14 protein-coding genes are annotated in these 16,212 nt (G+C 73.2%); 9 read left to right on the top strand and 5 right to left on the bottom strand.

Translation table 11 applies throughout. The features are described from left to right. The first annotated feature begins 113 nt into the window (after window positions 1-113). On the top strand, window positions 114-566 hold the full coding sequence (locus ABZ567_RS13920; protein ID WP_360788370.1) for a pyridoxamine 5'-phosphate oxidase family protein: 453 nt from the start codon (window positions 114-116) through the stop codon (window positions 564-566). A gap of 15 nt (window positions 567-581) precedes the next feature. Further along, complete coding sequence (locus tag ABZ567_RS13915) at window positions 582-1,667, top strand: phosphotransferase (protein WP_360788368.1); 1,086 nt, start codon at window positions 582-584, stop codon at window positions 1,665-1,667. An 89-nt stretch (window positions 1,668-1,756) separates the two neighbouring features. Here the strand turns inward: ABZ567_RS13915 and ABZ567_RS13910 are convergent, their stop codons facing one another. Beyond that, window positions 1,757-3,385 (bottom strand): protein kinase, encoded by a 1,629-nt coding sequence (locus ABZ567_RS13910; protein ID WP_360788364.1) that lies wholly within the window; start codon window positions 3,383-3,385, stop codon window positions 1,757-1,759. 263 nt (window positions 3,386-3,648) lie between these two features. Between ABZ567_RS13910 and ABZ567_RS13905 the strand changes: the two genes are divergently transcribed. The 7 genes from ABZ567_RS13905 to ABZ567_RS13875 all read left to right on the top strand — a co-directional run bounded on the left by ABZ567_RS13905 (window position 3,649) and on the right by ABZ567_RS13875 (window position 11,537). Beyond that, window positions 3,649-5,289 (top strand): protein kinase, encoded by a 1,641-nt coding sequence (locus tag ABZ567_RS13905; protein ID WP_360788362.1) that lies wholly within the window; start codon window positions 3,649-3,651, stop codon window positions 5,287-5,289. A 385-nt stretch (window positions 5,290-5,674) separates the two neighbouring features. Then, window positions 5,675-6,091: a hypothetical protein gene (locus ABZ567_RS13900; protein ID WP_360788359.1), complete on the top strand. Its 417-nt coding sequence runs from the start codon at window positions 5,675-5,677 to the stop codon at window positions 6,089-6,091. A 25-nt stretch (window positions 6,092-6,116) separates the two neighbouring features. Further along, a complete protein-coding gene (locus tag ABZ567_RS13895; protein ID WP_360788356.1) occupies window positions 6,117-6,404 on the top strand; it encodes a hypothetical protein in 288 nt (95 codons plus the stop codon). 94 nt (window positions 6,405-6,498) lie between these two features. Continuing rightward, window positions 6,499-7,191, top strand: coding sequence for a PadR family transcriptional regulator (locus ABZ567_RS13890; RefSeq protein WP_360788353.1), 693 nt, complete (start codon window positions 6,499-6,501; stop codon window positions 7,189-7,191). Window positions 7,192-7,295: 104 nt separating this feature from the next. Beyond that, window positions 7,296-8,030, top strand: coding sequence for an ABC transporter ATP-binding protein (locus ABZ567_RS13885; RefSeq protein ID WP_360788351.1), 735 nt, complete (start codon window positions 7,296-7,298; stop codon window positions 8,028-8,030). Further along, a complete protein-coding gene (locus ABZ567_RS13880; protein ID WP_360788348.1) occupies window positions 8,027-10,891 on the top strand; it encodes an FtsX-like permease family protein in 2,865 nt (954 codons plus the stop codon). The genes ABZ567_RS13885 and ABZ567_RS13880 overlap by 4 nt, the downstream gene beginning before the upstream one ends. 97 nt (window positions 10,892-10,988) lie before the next feature. Then, a complete protein-coding gene (locus ABZ567_RS13875) occupies window positions 10,989-11,537 on the top strand; it encodes a bacterial proteasome activator family protein (RefSeq protein WP_360788345.1) in 549 nt (182 codons plus the stop codon). A gap of 143 nt (window positions 11,538-11,680) precedes the next feature. Here the strand turns inward: ABZ567_RS13875 and ABZ567_RS13870 are convergent, their stop codons facing one another. The 4 genes from ABZ567_RS13870 to ABZ567_RS13855 all read right to left on the bottom strand — a co-directional run bounded on the left by ABZ567_RS13870 (window position 11,681) and on the right by ABZ567_RS13855 (window position 16,109). Next, complete coding sequence (locus ABZ567_RS13870; protein ID WP_360788342.1) at window positions 11,681-12,667, bottom strand: NAD(P)H-quinone oxidoreductase; 987 nt, start codon at window positions 12,665-12,667, stop codon at window positions 11,681-11,683. Between the two features lie 99 nt (window positions 12,668-12,766). Further along, complete coding sequence (locus ABZ567_RS13865; protein WP_360788829.1) at window positions 12,767-13,828, bottom strand: potassium channel family protein; 1,062 nt, start codon at window positions 13,826-13,828, stop codon at window positions 12,767-12,769. Window positions 13,829-13,848: 20 nt separating this feature from the next. Next, window positions 13,849-15,258, bottom strand: coding sequence for a molybdopterin molybdotransferase MoeA (locus ABZ567_RS13860; RefSeq protein ID WP_360788340.1), 1,410 nt, complete (start codon window positions 15,256-15,258; stop codon window positions 13,849-13,851). Then, entirely contained in the window at window positions 15,255-16,109 is an 855-nt protein-coding gene (locus ABZ567_RS13855) for an NTP transferase domain-containing protein (protein ID WP_360788337.1), read from the bottom strand. The genes ABZ567_RS13860 and ABZ567_RS13855 overlap by 4 nt, the downstream gene beginning before the upstream one ends. Window positions 16,110-16,212 lie beyond the last annotated feature (103 nt).

The raw sequence follows: 16,212 nt of genomic DNA, 5'->3' as shown, positions 1-16,212 counted from the left end.
GGCCCTGGCACCGCGCCTGATCCGGCCTGATCCAAACGAAAGGCCCTAAGGCCCCCTGAAGGCGGGGCAGAGGCCCCTTTCCCGGCACGGGTCGGTGGCGGAGAGTGGGGACCATGTCCACCGACGAGATCCGCGCCATCGAGATGCTGAACCGCGTGGCGTACGGCCGGGTGGCGACGAGCATGCGAGCGATGCCGTTCGTCGCGCCCGCCCGGCACATCGTGGTCGACGGCCGCGTCCTGCTCCGGATGCACCGGGGGCTCGGCTACCACCGCGCCTGCAACGGCAGTGTCGTCGCCTACGGGGCGGACAACTTCAACTCCGGGTCCGAGCACCTCTGGACCGTGCAGTTCACCGGCACCGCCGAGATCGTCGAGCCGACCGGGGACGAGCTCGCGGCCTTCGGTCCCGAGCCCGAGCAGGTCGACGACGAGGCCTTCGCGCCGGTCTACCTGCGGATCGAACCGCAGTTCGTGACGGTGCACGGGCTCGACTACGCGAGCGAGACCCCGGTGACCCGCCCCGCGCCCCGATCCGTACGGCGACATCTTCACCACGTAGCGTGATCTAACATCTGGCGGGTGCCGCGCTCATCTGAAACGCTCTCCCCGCCGACCGCCCCGCCCACCCGGCACACCGCGCCCTCCCCGCCCGTCGCGGCCCTGCTGCGCCGCCACCGGCACGCCGGCGAGCCGCTGTCCTGCGTGCCGGTCGCCGAGGGCCTGCTCAACCGGAGCTTCCGTCTCTCCACCACCCGCGGCACCTACTTCCTCAAACAGCACCTCGACGCCCCCACCGCCGACCGCGCCACCATCGCCCGCCAGCACCGCGCAACCCACCGGCTGCACGCCCTTGGCCTGCCCGTCGCCCCGCCGCTGCCCGACGCCACCGGCCGCACGGTCGCCGTCATCGGCGGCCACTGCTACGCACTGCACCCCTGGATCGACGGCCGCCACCGCGACGGCACCCAGCTCTCCGCCGGCTGCTCCCGGCGCCTCGGCACCCTCCTCGGGCAGGTCCACACCGCCCTCGACCGGGTCATGGAACCCCCGGCCCCGGGACCGTCCGGGCCGCCCGGCACCGCCGACGGAGACGTCTGCGCGAGCGCCGACCTCCAGGACACCTTCCGCGCCATCGACGAACTGATCCGCCTCGCCCGCGCACACCGCCCCCGTGACAGCTTCGACGCGCTCGCCGAGCACCGGCTCAGGGAGCGGCGCCGACTGCTCGCCCAGCACGCCCACCACCGCCCGCCGCCCGCCGCGGCCGCCGGCTGGGTGCACGGCGACTTCCACCCGCTGAACCTGCTCTACCGGGGCGCGGAGCCCGCCGCGATCGTCGACTGGGACCGGCTCGCGGTCCGGCCCAGGGCCGAGGAGGCGGTCAGGGCCGCCGCCATCTTCTTCGTACGGCCGGGCGGTGAGCTGGCCCTGGAGAAGGTGCGGGCCTACGCGCGCGCGTACCGCCGGGCGACCGGCGCCGACCGCGCCGAGCTGGCGGCGGCGGCACACCGGGTGTGGTGGGAACGGCTCAACGACTTCTGGACCCTGCACTGGCGCTACCAGCTCCACGACCGAAGGGCCGACCCGCAGTTCCCCGCGGTGTCGGCCCTGGCGGTCTGGTGGACCCACGAATACGCGGCGGTCCGCGACGCCTTCACGGCGTGAGCGTCGGGCGCCGCGCCCTCACGACGGGAGCGGCCAGCACCGCCCCCTCACGAACGGGAGCGTCCGGCGTCGCCCGGTCGCCCGGTTCGTCAGCCCGTCTCCGCGTCGGACGGCGGGGTCGTGCCCGGGTTGCCGTTGCCGCCCGTCGGCTCGCCGCCGCCGGTCGTCTCGCCGCCGGTCGGCTCGCCCCCGGTCGTCTCGCCGCCCGTCGGCGTGTCCGTCGGCGTCGGCGTGCCCGTGGGCGTGGTGGGCGGGGTGGTCGTCGGCTCCGTCGGCTCCTGCGGCGGCGGCGTCGTCGCGGGGTCCGTCGGCTGGTACGACGTCTCCGGCGGCCACGGGTTCTGGGTCTGGCCGCCGTCCGTCCTGCCCGGGTCCTGCGACGGCTCCGCGGTGGTCTCCTGCGAAGGCGTGGGCTCCTCGGAGGCCGTCGACGGCGACTTGCTGACGGTGGGCGTGATGACGCCCTTCTCCCCGCCCTTCCCGCCCGTCTTGTCGAGCGCGAAGACGACTCCGGCGACGACCGCGATCAGCGCGAGCGCCGCGAACAGCCACACCTTGCCGCGGCCGCCGCCACCGCCCCGCGGACCGTAGGACCCGTCCTGGCCGTAGCCGCCGGAGCCGCCCGTACCGCCGCCGTATCCACCGCTGTATCCGCCGTCGTCCGGGTTGACCGGGGGCAGGAGCGGGCCCTGCGCGGTCTCGCCGTGCATGGGGTGCCCCATGGCGGCCGTCGCGGCCATGCCGCCGACCGGGGTGTGCCCGCCCTCGTGCGTCTCGACCGGCCCGGTGTTCCACGTGCCGGTGTGGCCGCCCTGCTGCTGGAGCATCTGCAGGCCGTACTGGATGAGGCCGCGCATCTCCTCGGCGCTCTGGAACCGGTCGTCCGGCTCCTTCGCGAGCGAACGCATCACCAGGCCGTCGAGCTCCGGCGGCGCGCCCTGCGCCACGTCGGACGGCGGGATCGGCGCGTCCTGGACGTGCTGGTACACGACGGACAGCGGGGTCTCACCGGTGAACGGGGGCCGCAGCGCGAGCAGTTCGTAGAGGAGGCAGCCCGTCGCGTACAGGTCGGAGCGGTGGTCGACGGCCTTGCCGAGCGCCTGCTCGGGCGAGAGGTACTGCGGGGTGCCCATGACCATGCCGGTCTGGGTCATCGTCGACTGCGCGCCGTGCAGGGCGCGGGCGATGCCGAAGTCCATGACCTTGACGGCGCCGCCGTGCGTGATGATCACGTTCGCCGGCTTGATGTCGCGGTGCACGATGCCGTGCTGGTGCGAGTAGGCCAGCGCCTCCAGGACTCCGGAGACGATGATGAGGGCCTGCTCGGGCCCGGGGGCCTCGGCGCTGAGCAGCAGCTCGCGGATGGTGCGGCCCTCGACCAGCTCCATCACGATGTACGGCACGGGCCGGCCGGCCACGAGGTCCTCGCCGGAGTCGTACACGGCGACGATGGCGTGGTGGTTGAGCCCGGCGACGGACTGCGCCTCGCGGGTGAAGCGGGCCTTGGAGACCGGGTCCTCGGCGAGGTCGGCGCGGAGGAGCTTCACGGCGACCGTGCGGCCCAGCCGAACGTCCTCGGCGGCGAAGACCTCCGCCATGCCGCCGCGGCCCAGACGGTGGGTCAGGCGGTAGCGCCCGTCGCCGACGACTCCGCCGACGCCCCAGGACTCCGCCGACGCGTCCGGCACACCGCCACCTGATCCGGATTCGGGTGCCATCAGTCCTCGCCGTCGTCTGTCGTGCCGTGTCCAGTCGTCACGCTACAGGCTCCGTACGACATCACGGTCCGAGATGGACCGGCCATCCAACCCCGCCCGCGTACACCTGTGCAAATTCGACGCTTTCATCCGCCGCCGAGGAAACGGTTCCTGTGCGCAGGGTCACGGAACGGGCACCCGGCTTGACGTGTCACTGCCCTGGGGCAGACTTGGCCAGGAAAATCCGGATCAACGCCGCCACGCGCGCGTAGGGGGAAGCACAGATGAGCCAGGACGGCGCACAGGGCCGCTATGCGGGCGGTTCGGTCGCGGGCGGCCGGTACCAGCTGCGCGACCTTCTCGGCGAGGGCGGCATGGCGTCGGTGTACCTGGCCTACGACAGCGCGCTCGACCGGCAGGTCGCCATCAAGACGCTCCACACCGAGCTCGGCCGCGAGCAGTCCTTCCGCGAGCGGTTCCGGCGCGAGGCGCAGGCCGTCGCGAAGTTGTCGCACACCAACATCGTCTCGGTCTTCGACACCGGCGAGGACACCCTCGACGGCGCCGTCATGCCGTACATCGTCATGGAGTACGTGGAGGGGCAGCCGCTCGGCTCGGTCCTCGCATCGGACATCCGGCAGTACGGCGCGATGCCGGCCGACAAGGCGCTGAAGGTCACGGCCGACGTGCTGGCCGCCCTGGAGGTCAGCCACGAGATGGGCCTGGTCCACCGGGACATCAAGCCGGGCAACGTGATGACGACCAAGCGCGGCATCGTCAAGGTCATGGACTTCGGCATCGCGCGCGCCATGCAGTCCGGCGTCACGTCGATGACCCAGACCGGCATGGTCGTCGGCACCCCGCAGTACCTCTCCCCCGAGCAGGCCCTCGGCCGCGCGGTGGACGCCCGCTCCGACCTCTACTCGGTCGGCATCATGCTCTTCCAGCTGCTCACGGGCCGGCTCCCGTTCGACGCCGACTCCCCGCTGGCCATCGCGTACGCGCACGTGCAGGAGGAGCCGGTCGCCCCGTCCACCGTCAACCGGGCGGTGACGCCGGCGATGGACGCGCTCGTCGCCCGCGCGCTGCGAAAGAACCCGAACGAGCGGTTCCCGAGCGCGGCGGCGATGCGCGACGAGTGCCTCCGGGTGCTCGCGGCCGGTCAGACCGGCGCTCCGGTGATCGTCCAGGGCGGCCCGGTCATCAGCGGCGCGGGTGTCGGCTCGGCGGTCTTCCCGCCCGTCGGCCAGACCCCGCCGCCGACCCCGCACCCCGGCCTGCCCGGGGTGCAGCAGCCCTACCAGCCGGGACCGTACGGCCCCGCGACCCCCGCGCCCGCGTACGGCTACCCGCAGGCGCCGACGCCCGCGCCGATGCAGTACCAGACGCCGGCGGCTGCGGGCCCGGTGTCGTACCAGCCCCCCGGTCCCGCCTCGTACGCCCCGACCCACACGTCGGCCTCCTCCTCGACCGGCGGCGGTTCACGACGGACGCCGATGCTCGTGGGCGCGATCATCGCCGCGCTGCTCGCCGTCGGCGGTGTGCTCGTGGCACTCGACAGGAACAAGGACGACCCGGGCACGGAGGCGGGCGGCACGGGAACGGACCAGAGCCAGACCGCGGCCCCGGGCCACAAGGGGCCTGACCTGACCAAGACGATCGACCCGAAGAAGTGCTCCCAGCCGAGGGAGTCGAGTGACGACCCGGAGAAGTTCGAGGTCCCGAACTTCACCTACAAGAACATCCAGTCGGTGAAGGACTGCGTCCGTGCGGCCGGGTGGAAGATCATGACCCAGACCCCGGTCGACGAGGCGACCTACGGCGAGGGCACGGTCCTGGAGCAGTACCCGCCGGCCGGTGAGGACATCACCGACAAGGACGCCGAGTTCACCCTCAAGATCTCGACGGGCAACCCGCCGCAGTAGCCCCGGAGTCCCGAGGCGCACTCCGGCTCTCCTTCACGGGCGCTGACCCGGATCCGCGACGGCCGACCCGGCTACGTCCGCCGGCCCGGGTACGTCCGCCGAGCCGGCTACGTCCGCTGATCCAGATACGCCGGCCGACCCGGCTACGTCCGCCGGCCCGGACCTACGGGGCCGACCCCTACGTCCGCGGGCCCGCCTCCACGTCCGCTGACCCGTCCTTACTTCTGTCGACCCCGTCCCGGATGCCGGAAGCGTCCCGTCATGTGACGCTGAGTCGACCATCTCGGCTGTTCGGTACGGGAGGGGGTCACCCGGTGACTCCAGTACTCCGCAGGGCACGCGCGCGGGCCTATGGCCCCGCGCTGACCTGCGTGTTCACCTGCGCGTGCATGCTGTACGCCGCACCCCTCGGGTCCGGGCGGGACCTGGCGTACGGGGTGGAGGCGCCCGGCAGTCCGGGGGGCACCACGGCCCCGCCGCCGGCGACCGGGACCAGTCCGGCGCCGTCACCCCCGTCACCCCCGCCGCCCCCGTCGACCTCCCCTCCGGCTTCGGCGCCACCCCCCTCCTCCACTCCGCCGTCCCCGACCGCCGCTCCCACCCGGTCCCCTTCCACGTCGGCCACCGCGCCCTCCTCCGGCTCCGCTTCACCGGGGCGGTCCGGGGGCGTCGGTACGCCCCCGTCCCCGGCGCCCGCGCCGACCGGCACCGGGGCGCCCGCCCCGTCAGCGTCGAACGTCGAGCCCAGCGACGCCCCCGCGCCCAGCGGCTCCGCCTCCCTGGCGGGCCGGCCCGCCGGTGAGGGGCGGCCCCGGCCCGGGCGCTCCGTGCCACCCCGTCCCACGGAGCCCTCGCCGGACGACTCCCGTACCGAAACGGCAACAGACCCGCTGACCCCGGAAGCAGAAGAGGAGGAGGCCGAAGCGGTACGCGAGGAGGACCCGTTCCTGACGGAGGTGGCGCCCGCGAGTCGGCCCGGCGTTGCGCCCCGCGAGGCGGCCGAAGCCGTCCCCGCCCTCGTCGACCAGCGGATTCCCGTCCTCACGCTGGGCGTGGGACTGGCCCTGATGGGGCTCGGGATCGGTTTTCTCGGGGTGCGGATGCGCCGCCGCTGAGCCCGCCGGGCGCTCGGGTCCCCCTTGAGGCGGACCCGCCGCTTCCGTCTCAAGGCGGTTGTCCGCCTGGACATACCCGGTATACATACTGAGTATGTCGATCCGTCACGGGCTTCTCGCCCTCCTCGAACGCGGCCCTCGGTACGGCTCCCAGCTCCGTACGGAGTTCGAGTCCCGCACCGGTTCCACCTGGCCGCTCAACGTCGGCCAGGTCTATACGACCCTCAACCGCCTCGAGCGCGACGGCATGGTCGCCCAGGGGGGTGAGGACACGGCCGGGCACACGCTCTACACGATCACCGACAGCGGCCGCGCCGAGCTCAGGGCCTGGTTCGAGAACCCGGTGGACCGCACCAGCCCCGCCCGTGACGAGTTGGCCATCAAGCTCGCCATGGCCGTGGGAGCCCCCGGCGTCGACATCCGCGACGTCATCCAGTCCCAGCGCCGGCACACCGTGAAGGCCATGCAGGACTACACCCGCCTCAAGGCCCAGGCCCTCGTCGCCGTCGAGAGCAGCGCGGCGCGGGAACGGGACGACGTGGCCTGGCTGCTCGTCCTGGAGCAGCTGATCTTCCAGACCGAGGCCGAGGCGCGCTGGCTCGACCACTGCGAGTCCCGGCTGATCCGACTGTCAGCGACGGCGACGGCGACGGCCGCGAACGCGCCGGTCGCACCAGGCGCCCATGCGGCCTCGCACGCGCCGGTCGCGCCGGTCGCGCCGGTCGCGCCGGGCTCCCCGGTCGCGCCGCACGCGTCGAGCGCGCCGCGCTCCGACCTCGGCCGCTGATCCCGGGGCCCGCGCGCCCCAACCCCGTACCACCGACGTACGACCCTTCCACCGCTCGTTCCCGTACCCGGCCGACCGCCGTGTACGTCCAAGGGGGACCCTTCATGTCCGCACAGCAGCCCGTGCTGCAACTCACGAACCTGACCCGCGTCCACGGCGCGGGCGCCACCGAGGTGCACGCCCTGCGCGGCATCGACCTCGCCGTGTACCCCGGTGAACTCGTCGCCGTCATGGGCCCGTCCGGCTCCGGCAAGTCCACGCTCCTGACCATCGCGGGCGGCCTCGACACCGCCACCTCGGGCCAGGTGATCGTCGAGAACACCGACATCACCACCGCCGGCGTGAAGGAACTCGCGGCCCTGCGCCGCCGCAGCATCGGATACGTCTTCCAGGACTACAACCTCATCCCGGCGCTCACCGCCGCCGAGAACGTGGCCCTGCCCCGCGAGCTGGACGGGACCTCCGCCCGCAAGGCGCGCGTCGAGGCCGTCGGCGCACTGGAGGAGATGGGGCTCGGCCACCTCGCCGACCGCTTCCCCGACGAGATGTCCGGCGGCCAGCAGCAGCGCGTCGCCATCGCCCGCGCCCTCGTCGGCGACCGCCGGCTCGTCCTCGCCGACGAGCCGACCGGTGCCCTCGACTCCGAGACCGGCGAGTCCGTGCTCGCCCTCCTCCGCAGCCGCTGCGACGCGGGCGCCGCCGGCGTCCTCGTCACCCACGAGCCGCGGTTCGCCGCCTGGGCCGACCGCGTCGTGTTCCTGCGGGACGGCGCCATCGTCGACCAGACCGTGCGCAGCGAGGCCGATTCCCTGCTGTCGGGCCAGGTGGCTGAGGCGTGAAGACCTGGTTCCACTCCTGGCGGGCCGCTATCCGCATCGCCCGTCGTGACGCCTGGCGCTCGAAGGGCCGCAGCGCCCTCGTCCTGGCCATGATCGCCCTGCCGATCCTGGGCGTCAGTGCCCTCGATCTGACCTTCCGCAGCTCGGAGCTGTCCCCCGCCGAGCAGGCGACGAGGTCGATGGGCACGGCCGACGCGATATTCCGGGACGCCCACGTCGAGGGTGTCCCGATCTTGCAGGACCCGAGCGGCGAGATGCACACGCCGGTCACGGAGTACAAGGACCGACCGTGGCCGAACGGCGCCACCGATGTCACCAGGGCCTTCCCCGCGGGTTCCACGGTCCTCAAGGACAGCTCCGGATCGGCCAAGCTGACCACGACCCACGGTCTGCTCACGGCCGACGTGCGTGAGTTGAAGGCGTCCGATCCGATGGCCCGGGGCATCATGACCCTCCTTTCGGGGCGCTTCCCGGAGAAGGGCGACGAGGTCATGGCGACCTCTCACTTCCTGGAGAGCAGCGGTCTGTCGGTCGGCTCGACCCTTTCCGCCCGCAACTTCGACCGTCCGTACCGCATCGTCGGCTCCTACGAAATTCCCGACGCGCTCGCCGCCGACCAGGTCAACGCGCTGCCCGGGGCCTTCCTCGCCCCGTACGCCAAGGCGGTCGAGAAGGCCGGCCTTTCCGCCCCCGAAACCTCCACCGCCTACCTGGTGGGCAAGCCGGGTGGTTTCACGTGGAACATGGTCAAGGAGATCAACGCCAAGGGCGTGGTCGTCGCCTCGCGCGCCGTCCTCCTCGCCCCGCCCGCCGATGCCGAGGTGCCGCTCTACCAGAAGGAGAGCTGGGGCAGGTACGAGTCCAGCCCGGCGGCCGACGCCACCGAACTCGCCGCCATCGGGACCGTCGTGGGCCTGGCGATGCTGGAGATCTGCCTGCTCGCCGGACCGGCCTTCGCGGTCGGCGCCCGCCGCTCGCGCCGCCAGCTCGGTCTCGTCGGGGCCAACGGCGGTGCCCGCAGCCACATCCGGGCCATCGTGCTGAGCGGCGGGCTGGTCATCGGTGTCGCGGCCGCCGTCACCGGCACCGTCCTCGCCGTGATCCTCACCCTGGCGCTCCAGCCGGTCCTCGAGGACATGATGAACCAGCGGTTCGGCGCCTTCGACGTCCGGCCGCTCGAACTCCTCGGCATCGCGCTGCTCGCCGTTCTGACCGGTCTGCTCGCGGCGATCGTGCCGGCCGTCACCGCTTCCCGGCAGACCGTCCTCGCCTCGCTCACGGGCCGTCGCGGTGTCCGTCGCAGCAGCCGGGTACTGCCGCTGATCGGTCTCGGGGCCGTCCTGCTCGGAGGGGCGATCGCCCTCTTCGGCTCCATGGTCTCCGAGCAGTTCATCATCGTGGCGGGCGGCTCGGCGATCGCCGAGCTGGGCGTCGTGGCCATGACCCCGGCCCTGGTGGGCCTGTTCGGGCGGGCTGGGCGCTGGCTGCCGCTGTCGCCGCGGCTCGCGCTCCGGGACGCCGTCCGCAACCGGGGGCGTACGGCCCCGGCCGTCGCCGCCGTCCTCGCCGCCGTCGCGGGCACGGTCGCCGTCTCCACCTTCATGGCCAGCAGCGAGGCGCAGAACAGGGCCCGTTACGAGGCCCGGCTGCCGCACGGGGCGGTCTCCACCTTCGTCCTGGAGGAAGGCGGCCGGGACGTTCCGGCGGTCCGCGAGGCCATCCAGCGCTTCTTCCCGGTGGACGTGCGGGCCGACGTCGAGCGCGTCTCGGTCGGAAAGCCCGGCTGTCCTCCCTGGGGCGGCGGAGCGGGCTGCGGCCGCTACGAGGTCGTGATCCCCCCGGCGAACGTGTGCCCGCTGCACGCCGTGCTCCCCGACGGCAGTGACCCCAGCGAGAAGTACACCCCCGAACAGCGCCGGAAGATGATCACCGAGGACTGGCGGTGCGCCCACTCCGAGGGCGGCTATCTCCCCGTCGACGGCGGGCTGCTCGTGGGCGACGCCAAAGTTCTCCAGGTCCTCGGCATCGACGACCCGGGTGCGGTGAAGGCCCTGGAGGAGGGCAGGATCGTCAGCTTCTCCCGGATGGAGATCGACAAGAACGGCACCATCGGGATCAAGCAGATCACCGACATCGCCGCCGCCGACAGGGCCTCCGAGCAGGGCCGTCCCGTGCCCGGCGAGGTCAGCTCAGTCGCCGCCTACCTGGTGCCCGAGGGGCAGAAGTCCTACGGCGTCAGGGCGCTGATGACCCCGGCCACCGCCAAGGCCGCCGGTCTCGCCACCCTGCCCGCGGGCTCGTACTTCAGCACCGAGCGGATGCCGGACGGCGAACAGCGCCAGAAGCTCGACGGCGAACTCGCCAAGCTCGGCAGCAGCGTCGATCTGCACGTGGAGGAAGGTTTCGTCAACGACGACAGCCTCTTCCTGGTCGCCCTGGCGATCTTCGCGGGCCTCGTGACCATCGGCGCCGCCGGCATCGCCACCGGCCTCGCCCAGGCCGACGCCGAGGCCGACCTCAAGACGCTCGCCGCCGTCGGCGCCCCGCCCCGGGTCCGCCGCACCCTCAGCGGCTTCCAGTGCGGAGTCGTCGCGGCGATGGGCGTGATCCTCGGATCGGCGGCCGGAGTCCTCCCGGCGGTAGGCCTCCGTCTCACCGACGAACGCGAACAGATCCGCTACTACGAGGAGGCGCTCCTCCAGGGCTGGGACAACGGCCTGTCCGGCCCGCCGTACGTCCCGATCGTCGTCCCCTGGGAGACCCTCGCGGGCCTGCTCATCGCCGTCCCGCTGGGCGCCGCGCTGCTCGCCGCGCTGGTCACCCGCTCCCGCGGTGCGCTGGCCCGGCGCGAGGCGACCTGACGGTCTTCGTTGCCGTCCTGTGCCCCTGTACGAGGGTGGATCACCCTCGTACAGGGGCACACCCCGTGGTGACGCATGTGTACGAGAGAATGGCGGCATGGAGATGCCGAGGAATGACAGGTCGCAGGAGAGCCCCCAGGTCCTCATCGTGGGACAGGACGGGATGGCGCTCGGCGGCACTCAGGGCGACGACGAACCCCGCGAGGTCCCGGTGACGGAAATGGTCGAGCAGCCTGCGAAGGTCATGCGGATCGGCAGCATGATCAAACAGCTCCTGGAGGAAGTACGCGCGGCACCTCTCGACGAGGCCAGCCGGGTGAGGCTCAAGGACATCCACGCGAGCTCCGTGAAGGAGCTGGAGGACGGACTCGCGCCGGAGCTGGTCGAGGAACTGGAGCGGCTCTCGCTGCCGTTCACGGACGAGACGATCCCCTCCGAGGCGGAGCTGCGCATCGCGCAGGCCCAGCTCGTGGGCTGGCTGGAGGGCCTCTTCCACGGCATCCAGACCGCGCTGTTCGCCCAGCAGATGGCGGCCCGCGCGCAGCTGGAGCAGATGCGCAGGGCGCTGCCTCCGGGTACGTCGCACGACGAGGACGACGACGACCGCGGCCCCGGCCATCCGGTCCGCTCGGGGCCGTACCTGTAGGCAACCGGAAGACGGAAGGGGCCCGGCACACACGGTGTGGCGGGCCCCTTTTTCGTGTGCCCGTCAGACGGGAGTGGAGGCCAGGCGGGGCTGAGGGCCAGGTGCGGCTGAGGTCCAGGGCTGGCGCTCGCGGTCCGGCGCCGTCAGGCCTGGGGGGCGAGGAGCAGCACCTTGCCGACGTGGCTGCCGGACTCCAGCGCACGGTGCCCCTCGGCGGCATCCGTCAGCGGCACCGTACGGTCGACGACCGGCCGGACCGTACCGGCACCGATCAGCGGCCAGACGTGCTCCCGTACGGCGGCGACGATCGCCGCCTTCTCCTGCGGCGGGCGGGAGCGCAGTGTCGTCGCCATGACGGCGGCGCGCTTCGCGAGCAGCGCCCCGAGGTTCAGCTCGCCCTTCACCCCGCCCTGGAGCCCGATGACGACGAGGCGGCCGTTCACGGCCAGCGCCTTCACGTTCCGCTCCAGGTACTTGGCGCCCACGATGTCCAGGATGACGTCCGCGCCCGCTCCGTCGGTGGCCTTGTGCAACTCCTCGACGAAGTCCTGCTCGCGGTAGTCGATGAGGATGTCCGCGCCGAGGTCGGCACAGCGTGCCAGCTTCTCGGGACCTCCCGCGGTGACCGCGACCCGCGCCCCGACCGCCTTGGCCAGCTGGACGGCCATCGTGCCGATCCCGCTCGCCCCGCCGTGCACGAGCAGCGTCTCGCCCGGCCGCAGGTGGGCGATCATGAAGATGTTGGACCAGACGGTACAGACGACCTCCGGGAGCGCGGCGGCCGTGGCCAGGTCGACGCCCTCGGGGACGGGGAGCAGCTGGCCGGCCGGGACGGCCACCTTCTGCGCGTAGCCACCGCCGACGAGCAGCGCGCACACCTCGTCACCGACGGCCCAGCCGGACACTCCCGGGCCGAGGGCGGTGATCCGGCCGGAACACTCCAGGCCGGGGTACGGGGAGCTGCCCGGCGGCGGGTCGTAGAAGCCCTGGCGCTGGAGCAGGTCGGCGCGGTTGACGGCGCTCGCCGCGACCTCGACGAGCACCTCGCCCTCGCCGGGTACGGGATCGGGCACCTCGGCCCAGACGAGGGCCTCGGGGCCGCCGGGTTCCGGAATCGTGATCGCATACATGGCGGCGAGGCTACTCCCGCCGCCGTCCCGGGGCGTGGTGGTCCTGGCCCCGGGAGGTGAGGGCGCTCCCGGCCCCGGGGTGGAGCGACCGCTCCCGGCTCAGTCCTCCCGCGGTGTGCTGAGTGGGGTGACCGGCACCGCGCGCACGATGGTGATCAACCGGTCGGTCAGCTGGAGCGGATTGGCCGCGGGGTCGTCGTACCCGAGGAGCCGGTGGCCACGGAGCACGCTCACCACCAGGTCGCCGGTCTCCCGCGGGCTCTTGCCGGCCTCGCTCTTGGTCACCGGCCGTTCCACCAGGTCGAGACCGGATCCCTGTTGGATCAGGTCCTCCATGACCGTGCCGGCGCTGGGGCTCAACACGGAGAGACCGAGCAGGCGGCCGGCGGCGCTGGCGCTGGTGATGACCGCGTCCGCGCCGGACTGGCGCAGCAACGGCGCGTTCTCCTCCTCGCGGACCGCGGCGACGATCTTCGCGCCCCGGTTGAGCTGGCGGGCCGTGAGGGTGACCAGGACGGCCGTGTCGTCGCGCTGGGTGGCGATGACGATCTGCCGGGCCCGCTGCACCTCGGCGCGGAGCAGCACATCACTACGGGTCGCGTCACCGATGACGCCGACGAACCCGTCCGCGTTCGCCGTCTCGATCACCTTGCTCGACGGATCGACGATGACGATCTGTTCCTTGCTCAGGCCGGTCGCGCAGAGGGTCTGGATCGCGGACCGCCCCTTGGTACCGAAGCCGACGATGACGGTGTGGTCGCGCAAGGTGGACCTCCAGCGGTTCAGCCGGAACTCCTCGCGGGTCCGCTCCGTGAGGACCTCGAGAGTGGTGCCGACCAGGATGATCAGAAACAGCACGCGCAGGGGCGTGACCAGCAGGATGTTGGCGAGCCGCGCCGAGTCGCTGTGCGGGACGACGTCGCCGTACCCGGTGGTGGAGAGCGTGACGGTCGCGTAGTAGGCGCAGTCGAGGAAGTCGAGCGTCTCGTTGGCGTTGTCGTGGTAGCCCTCGCGGTCGACGTAGACGATGAGGACCGTCAGGGCCAGCACACCGAGCGCCATGAGCAGCCGCTTGCCGACCTGGCGCAGCGGCCGCTCGACCTCCTGGCGGGGCAGCGTGACCCGCGGTCCGGAGAGTTTCTCGTCCGCGTGGCGGGCCATCACGTCACGACTGGGAAGTTTCACGTGAAACACGCTCCTTGGGCCGGCACGGCCCCCGCTTCGGTCGGCCAGGGAAGGTCGAGGATGTCCAGCTCCTGGCCGGGCCGCGCGCCGCCGGGCGGCACGACGGCCAGGCCGTCCGCCGCGGCGATGCCCCGGAGCATGGCCGGTCCGTTGTAGCGCAGGGGTACGGCCTGCCCGCCACGGCGGACGACCGGGACGAGCCGCGTGTCGTACGGATGCCCGTGCACCTCGTCCTGAACGGCGGCGCGGGGCGGGGACGGGGGCGACGCGTTCGCTCCGGCTTCGGCTCCCTTGAGGGCCGTGAGCAGGGGCTCGGCGAGGGTGAGGAGTCCGGAGACGGCCGCGAGCGGATTGCCGGGGAGCCCGACGAGATGCCGGACGGGACGGCCCGGGGCGGGTTCGGCGTCGAGGCGGGCGAGCAGCATCGGGTGACCCGGCCGGACTTTCACGCCGTCGACGAGGAGGGTGGCGCCCGCCTTGTCGAGCACCCCGTGGACGTGGTCCACGGGCCCGGCGGCGGTCCCGCCGGTGGTGACGACGAGATCGGCGGGGGAGCCGGTCACGGCGTCGTACAGCTCCTCGGCGTCGTCACCGATACGTCGGGTGGCGAGGACGTCGGCGCCGAGCGCGGTCAGCCAGGGGCCGAGCATCGGGCCGAGGGCGTCACGGATGAGCCCCTCGTGGGGGAGGCCCGCCGTGAGCAGTTCGTCGCCGAGGACCAGGATCTCCACGCGTGGGCGGGACGGCACGGGCAGCTCGTCGTAGCCGGCGGCGGCGGCGAGGCCCAGTACGGCGGGGGTCACGGTGGTACCCGCGGGAAGCAGCTCGTCGCCCGAGCGGCACTCCTGGCCCCGAGGACGGATGTCCTGCCTCGGAACCACCTCGCGCAGGGCGCGCAGCAGGAGGGCGGGATCGGTTCCTGCTCCCACCTGCTCGGGGCTGGCATCCTCGACACGGGCGTCCTCGATAGGAGAGGGCTCGGCAGGGGCAGGCTCGGTACGCGAGTGTTCGGTACGGAGGACGGCGGTGGTCCCGGCGGGGACGCGGGCGCCGGTGGCGATCCGTACGGCCTCACCGGCGACCGACACGTGCGCGGACGCCTGCCCGGCGAGCACGGCGGCGTCCTCGCGCACCGTCCAGGGGCCGGGGCCCGCGACCGCCCAGCCGTCCATGGCGGAGGTGTCGAAGGGCGGCAGGTCGGTGAGGGCGAGGAGCGGCTCGGCCAGGACCTGGCCGAGTGCCCGCCCGAGGGGAACGCCCAGCGGCGCACGGCCGTCCCGGGCGGCGGCCCCGGCTCGTATGGCGGCGGCTCGCGCCTCGGGCCAGGCGGTGGCCCGGTGCGGCTGCCCGGCGCGCGCGTCGGTGGCGGCGCCCGGGGTCACCGGGGCGGGTTCCTTCAGGTTCATCCGGCCTCGTCCTGCTCGGCGGCCCAGCGCTGGGCCAGCGCGGCGGCCTTGCGGGCGGCCTCGGCGACCGCCTCCGGACCGCCCTCGGCGCCCGCGCGCGCCGCCGCGTACCCGACCAGGAAGGTGGTCAGGGGCGCGGCGGGACGGGCCACTCCGTGGGCGGCGTCACGGGCCAGGTCGAGCAGCACGCCGGTGTCGACGTCCAGCTCGATACCCAGCTCGTCCTTGACTGCGGTGATCCATTCATCCAGCACGGTCCCATGCTCCCTGATGCGGGCCCGGGCCGTGGCGATGTCCTCCCAGGTGTCGCAGTCGAAGGAGGCCAGGGGGCCACCGGCGACCCGGACGGGGCGGAGCACGTGGGTGAGATGGCGCAACGGCAGGTGGGCGAGGCCTCGGTGGTCCTGCGTGAGACGGCGCAGCTCACGTCGGAGCGGCCCCGTCCGGTACGCGGCGACGAGCGGCTGGTCCCTCCCCTCGGCGTCGACGAGGAGCGCGACCTCCGCCTCGGGTGCCCCGTCGAGCGCCGCCACGAGGTCCCGGACGGTGTCCCCGTCCAGGAAGGGAAGGTCGGCGGAGAGAACGAGGAGGACGGCGGCCTCCGTCTCCCGGACGCCGGCGTCGAGAGCGGCCACCGGCCCGCCGCCGGGCGGCTCCTCCCGGGTCCAGCGGACGGGGCGTGCCGTCGGGCGCGGAACGCCGACGACCACGGTCAGGCCCGCGTCGGGGCAGGCCCCGAGGACCCGGTCGAGAAGGGGCCTCCCCCCGACCCGTACCGCGGGCTTGTCGGAACCGCCGAGGCGCCGGGCGGCGCCCCCGGCGAGCACGACGGCGTCGTAGGCGGTGGTCACCCCAGCAGTATGGGGCGCGGAGGCCGGCGAGTGCCCGGCGCGTCCCACTCAGAGAGACGGAGCGCGCCGGACGGACGGCTTCCACGGACGGGGAGAGCCCTGC

It is taken from the genome of Streptomyces sp. NPDC016459, from assembly GCF_040632845.1.
Taxonomy (GTDB): Bacteria; Actinomycetota; Actinomycetes; order Streptomycetales; family Streptomycetaceae; genus Streptomyces.
This window is presented reverse-complemented; position numbering and strand designations above follow the sequence as displayed.

What these genes read in the sequence shown, in the direction of transcription:
- ABZ567_RS13920 (WP_360788370.1), top strand. Translation starts at nt 114, where the DNA reads ATGTCCACCGACGAGATCCGCGCCATCGAGATGCTGAACCGCGTGGCG.
- ABZ567_RS13910 (WP_360788364.1), bottom strand. Translation starts at nt 3,385, where the DNA reads ATGGCACCCGAATCCGGATCAGGTGGCGGTGTGCCGGACGCGTCGGCG.
- ABZ567_RS13905 (WP_360788362.1), top strand. Translation starts at nt 3,649, where the DNA reads ATGAGCCAGGACGGCGCACAGGGCCGCTATGCGGGCGGTTCGGTCGCG.
- ABZ567_RS13890 (WP_360788353.1), top strand. Translation starts at nt 6,499, where the DNA reads ATGTCGATCCGTCACGGGCTTCTCGCCCTCCTCGAACGCGGCCCTCGG.
- ABZ567_RS13885 (WP_360788351.1), top strand. Translation starts at nt 7,296, where the DNA reads ATGTCCGCACAGCAGCCCGTGCTGCAACTCACGAACCTGACCCGCGTC.
- ABZ567_RS13875 (WP_360788345.1), top strand. Translation starts at nt 10,989, where the DNA reads ATGGAGATGCCGAGGAATGACAGGTCGCAGGAGAGCCCCCAGGTCCTC.
- ABZ567_RS13870 (WP_360788342.1), bottom strand. Translation starts at nt 12,667, where the DNA reads ATGTATGCGATCACGATTCCGGAACCCGGCGGCCCCGAGGCCCTCGTC.
- ABZ567_RS13865 (WP_360788829.1), bottom strand. Translation starts at nt 13,828, where the DNA reads ATGGCCCGCCACGCGGACGAGAAACTCTCCGGACCGCGGGTCACGCTG.
- ABZ567_RS13860 (WP_360788340.1), bottom strand. Translation starts at nt 15,258, where the DNA reads ATGAACCTGAAGGAACCCGCCCCGGTGACCCCGGGCGCCGCCACCGAC.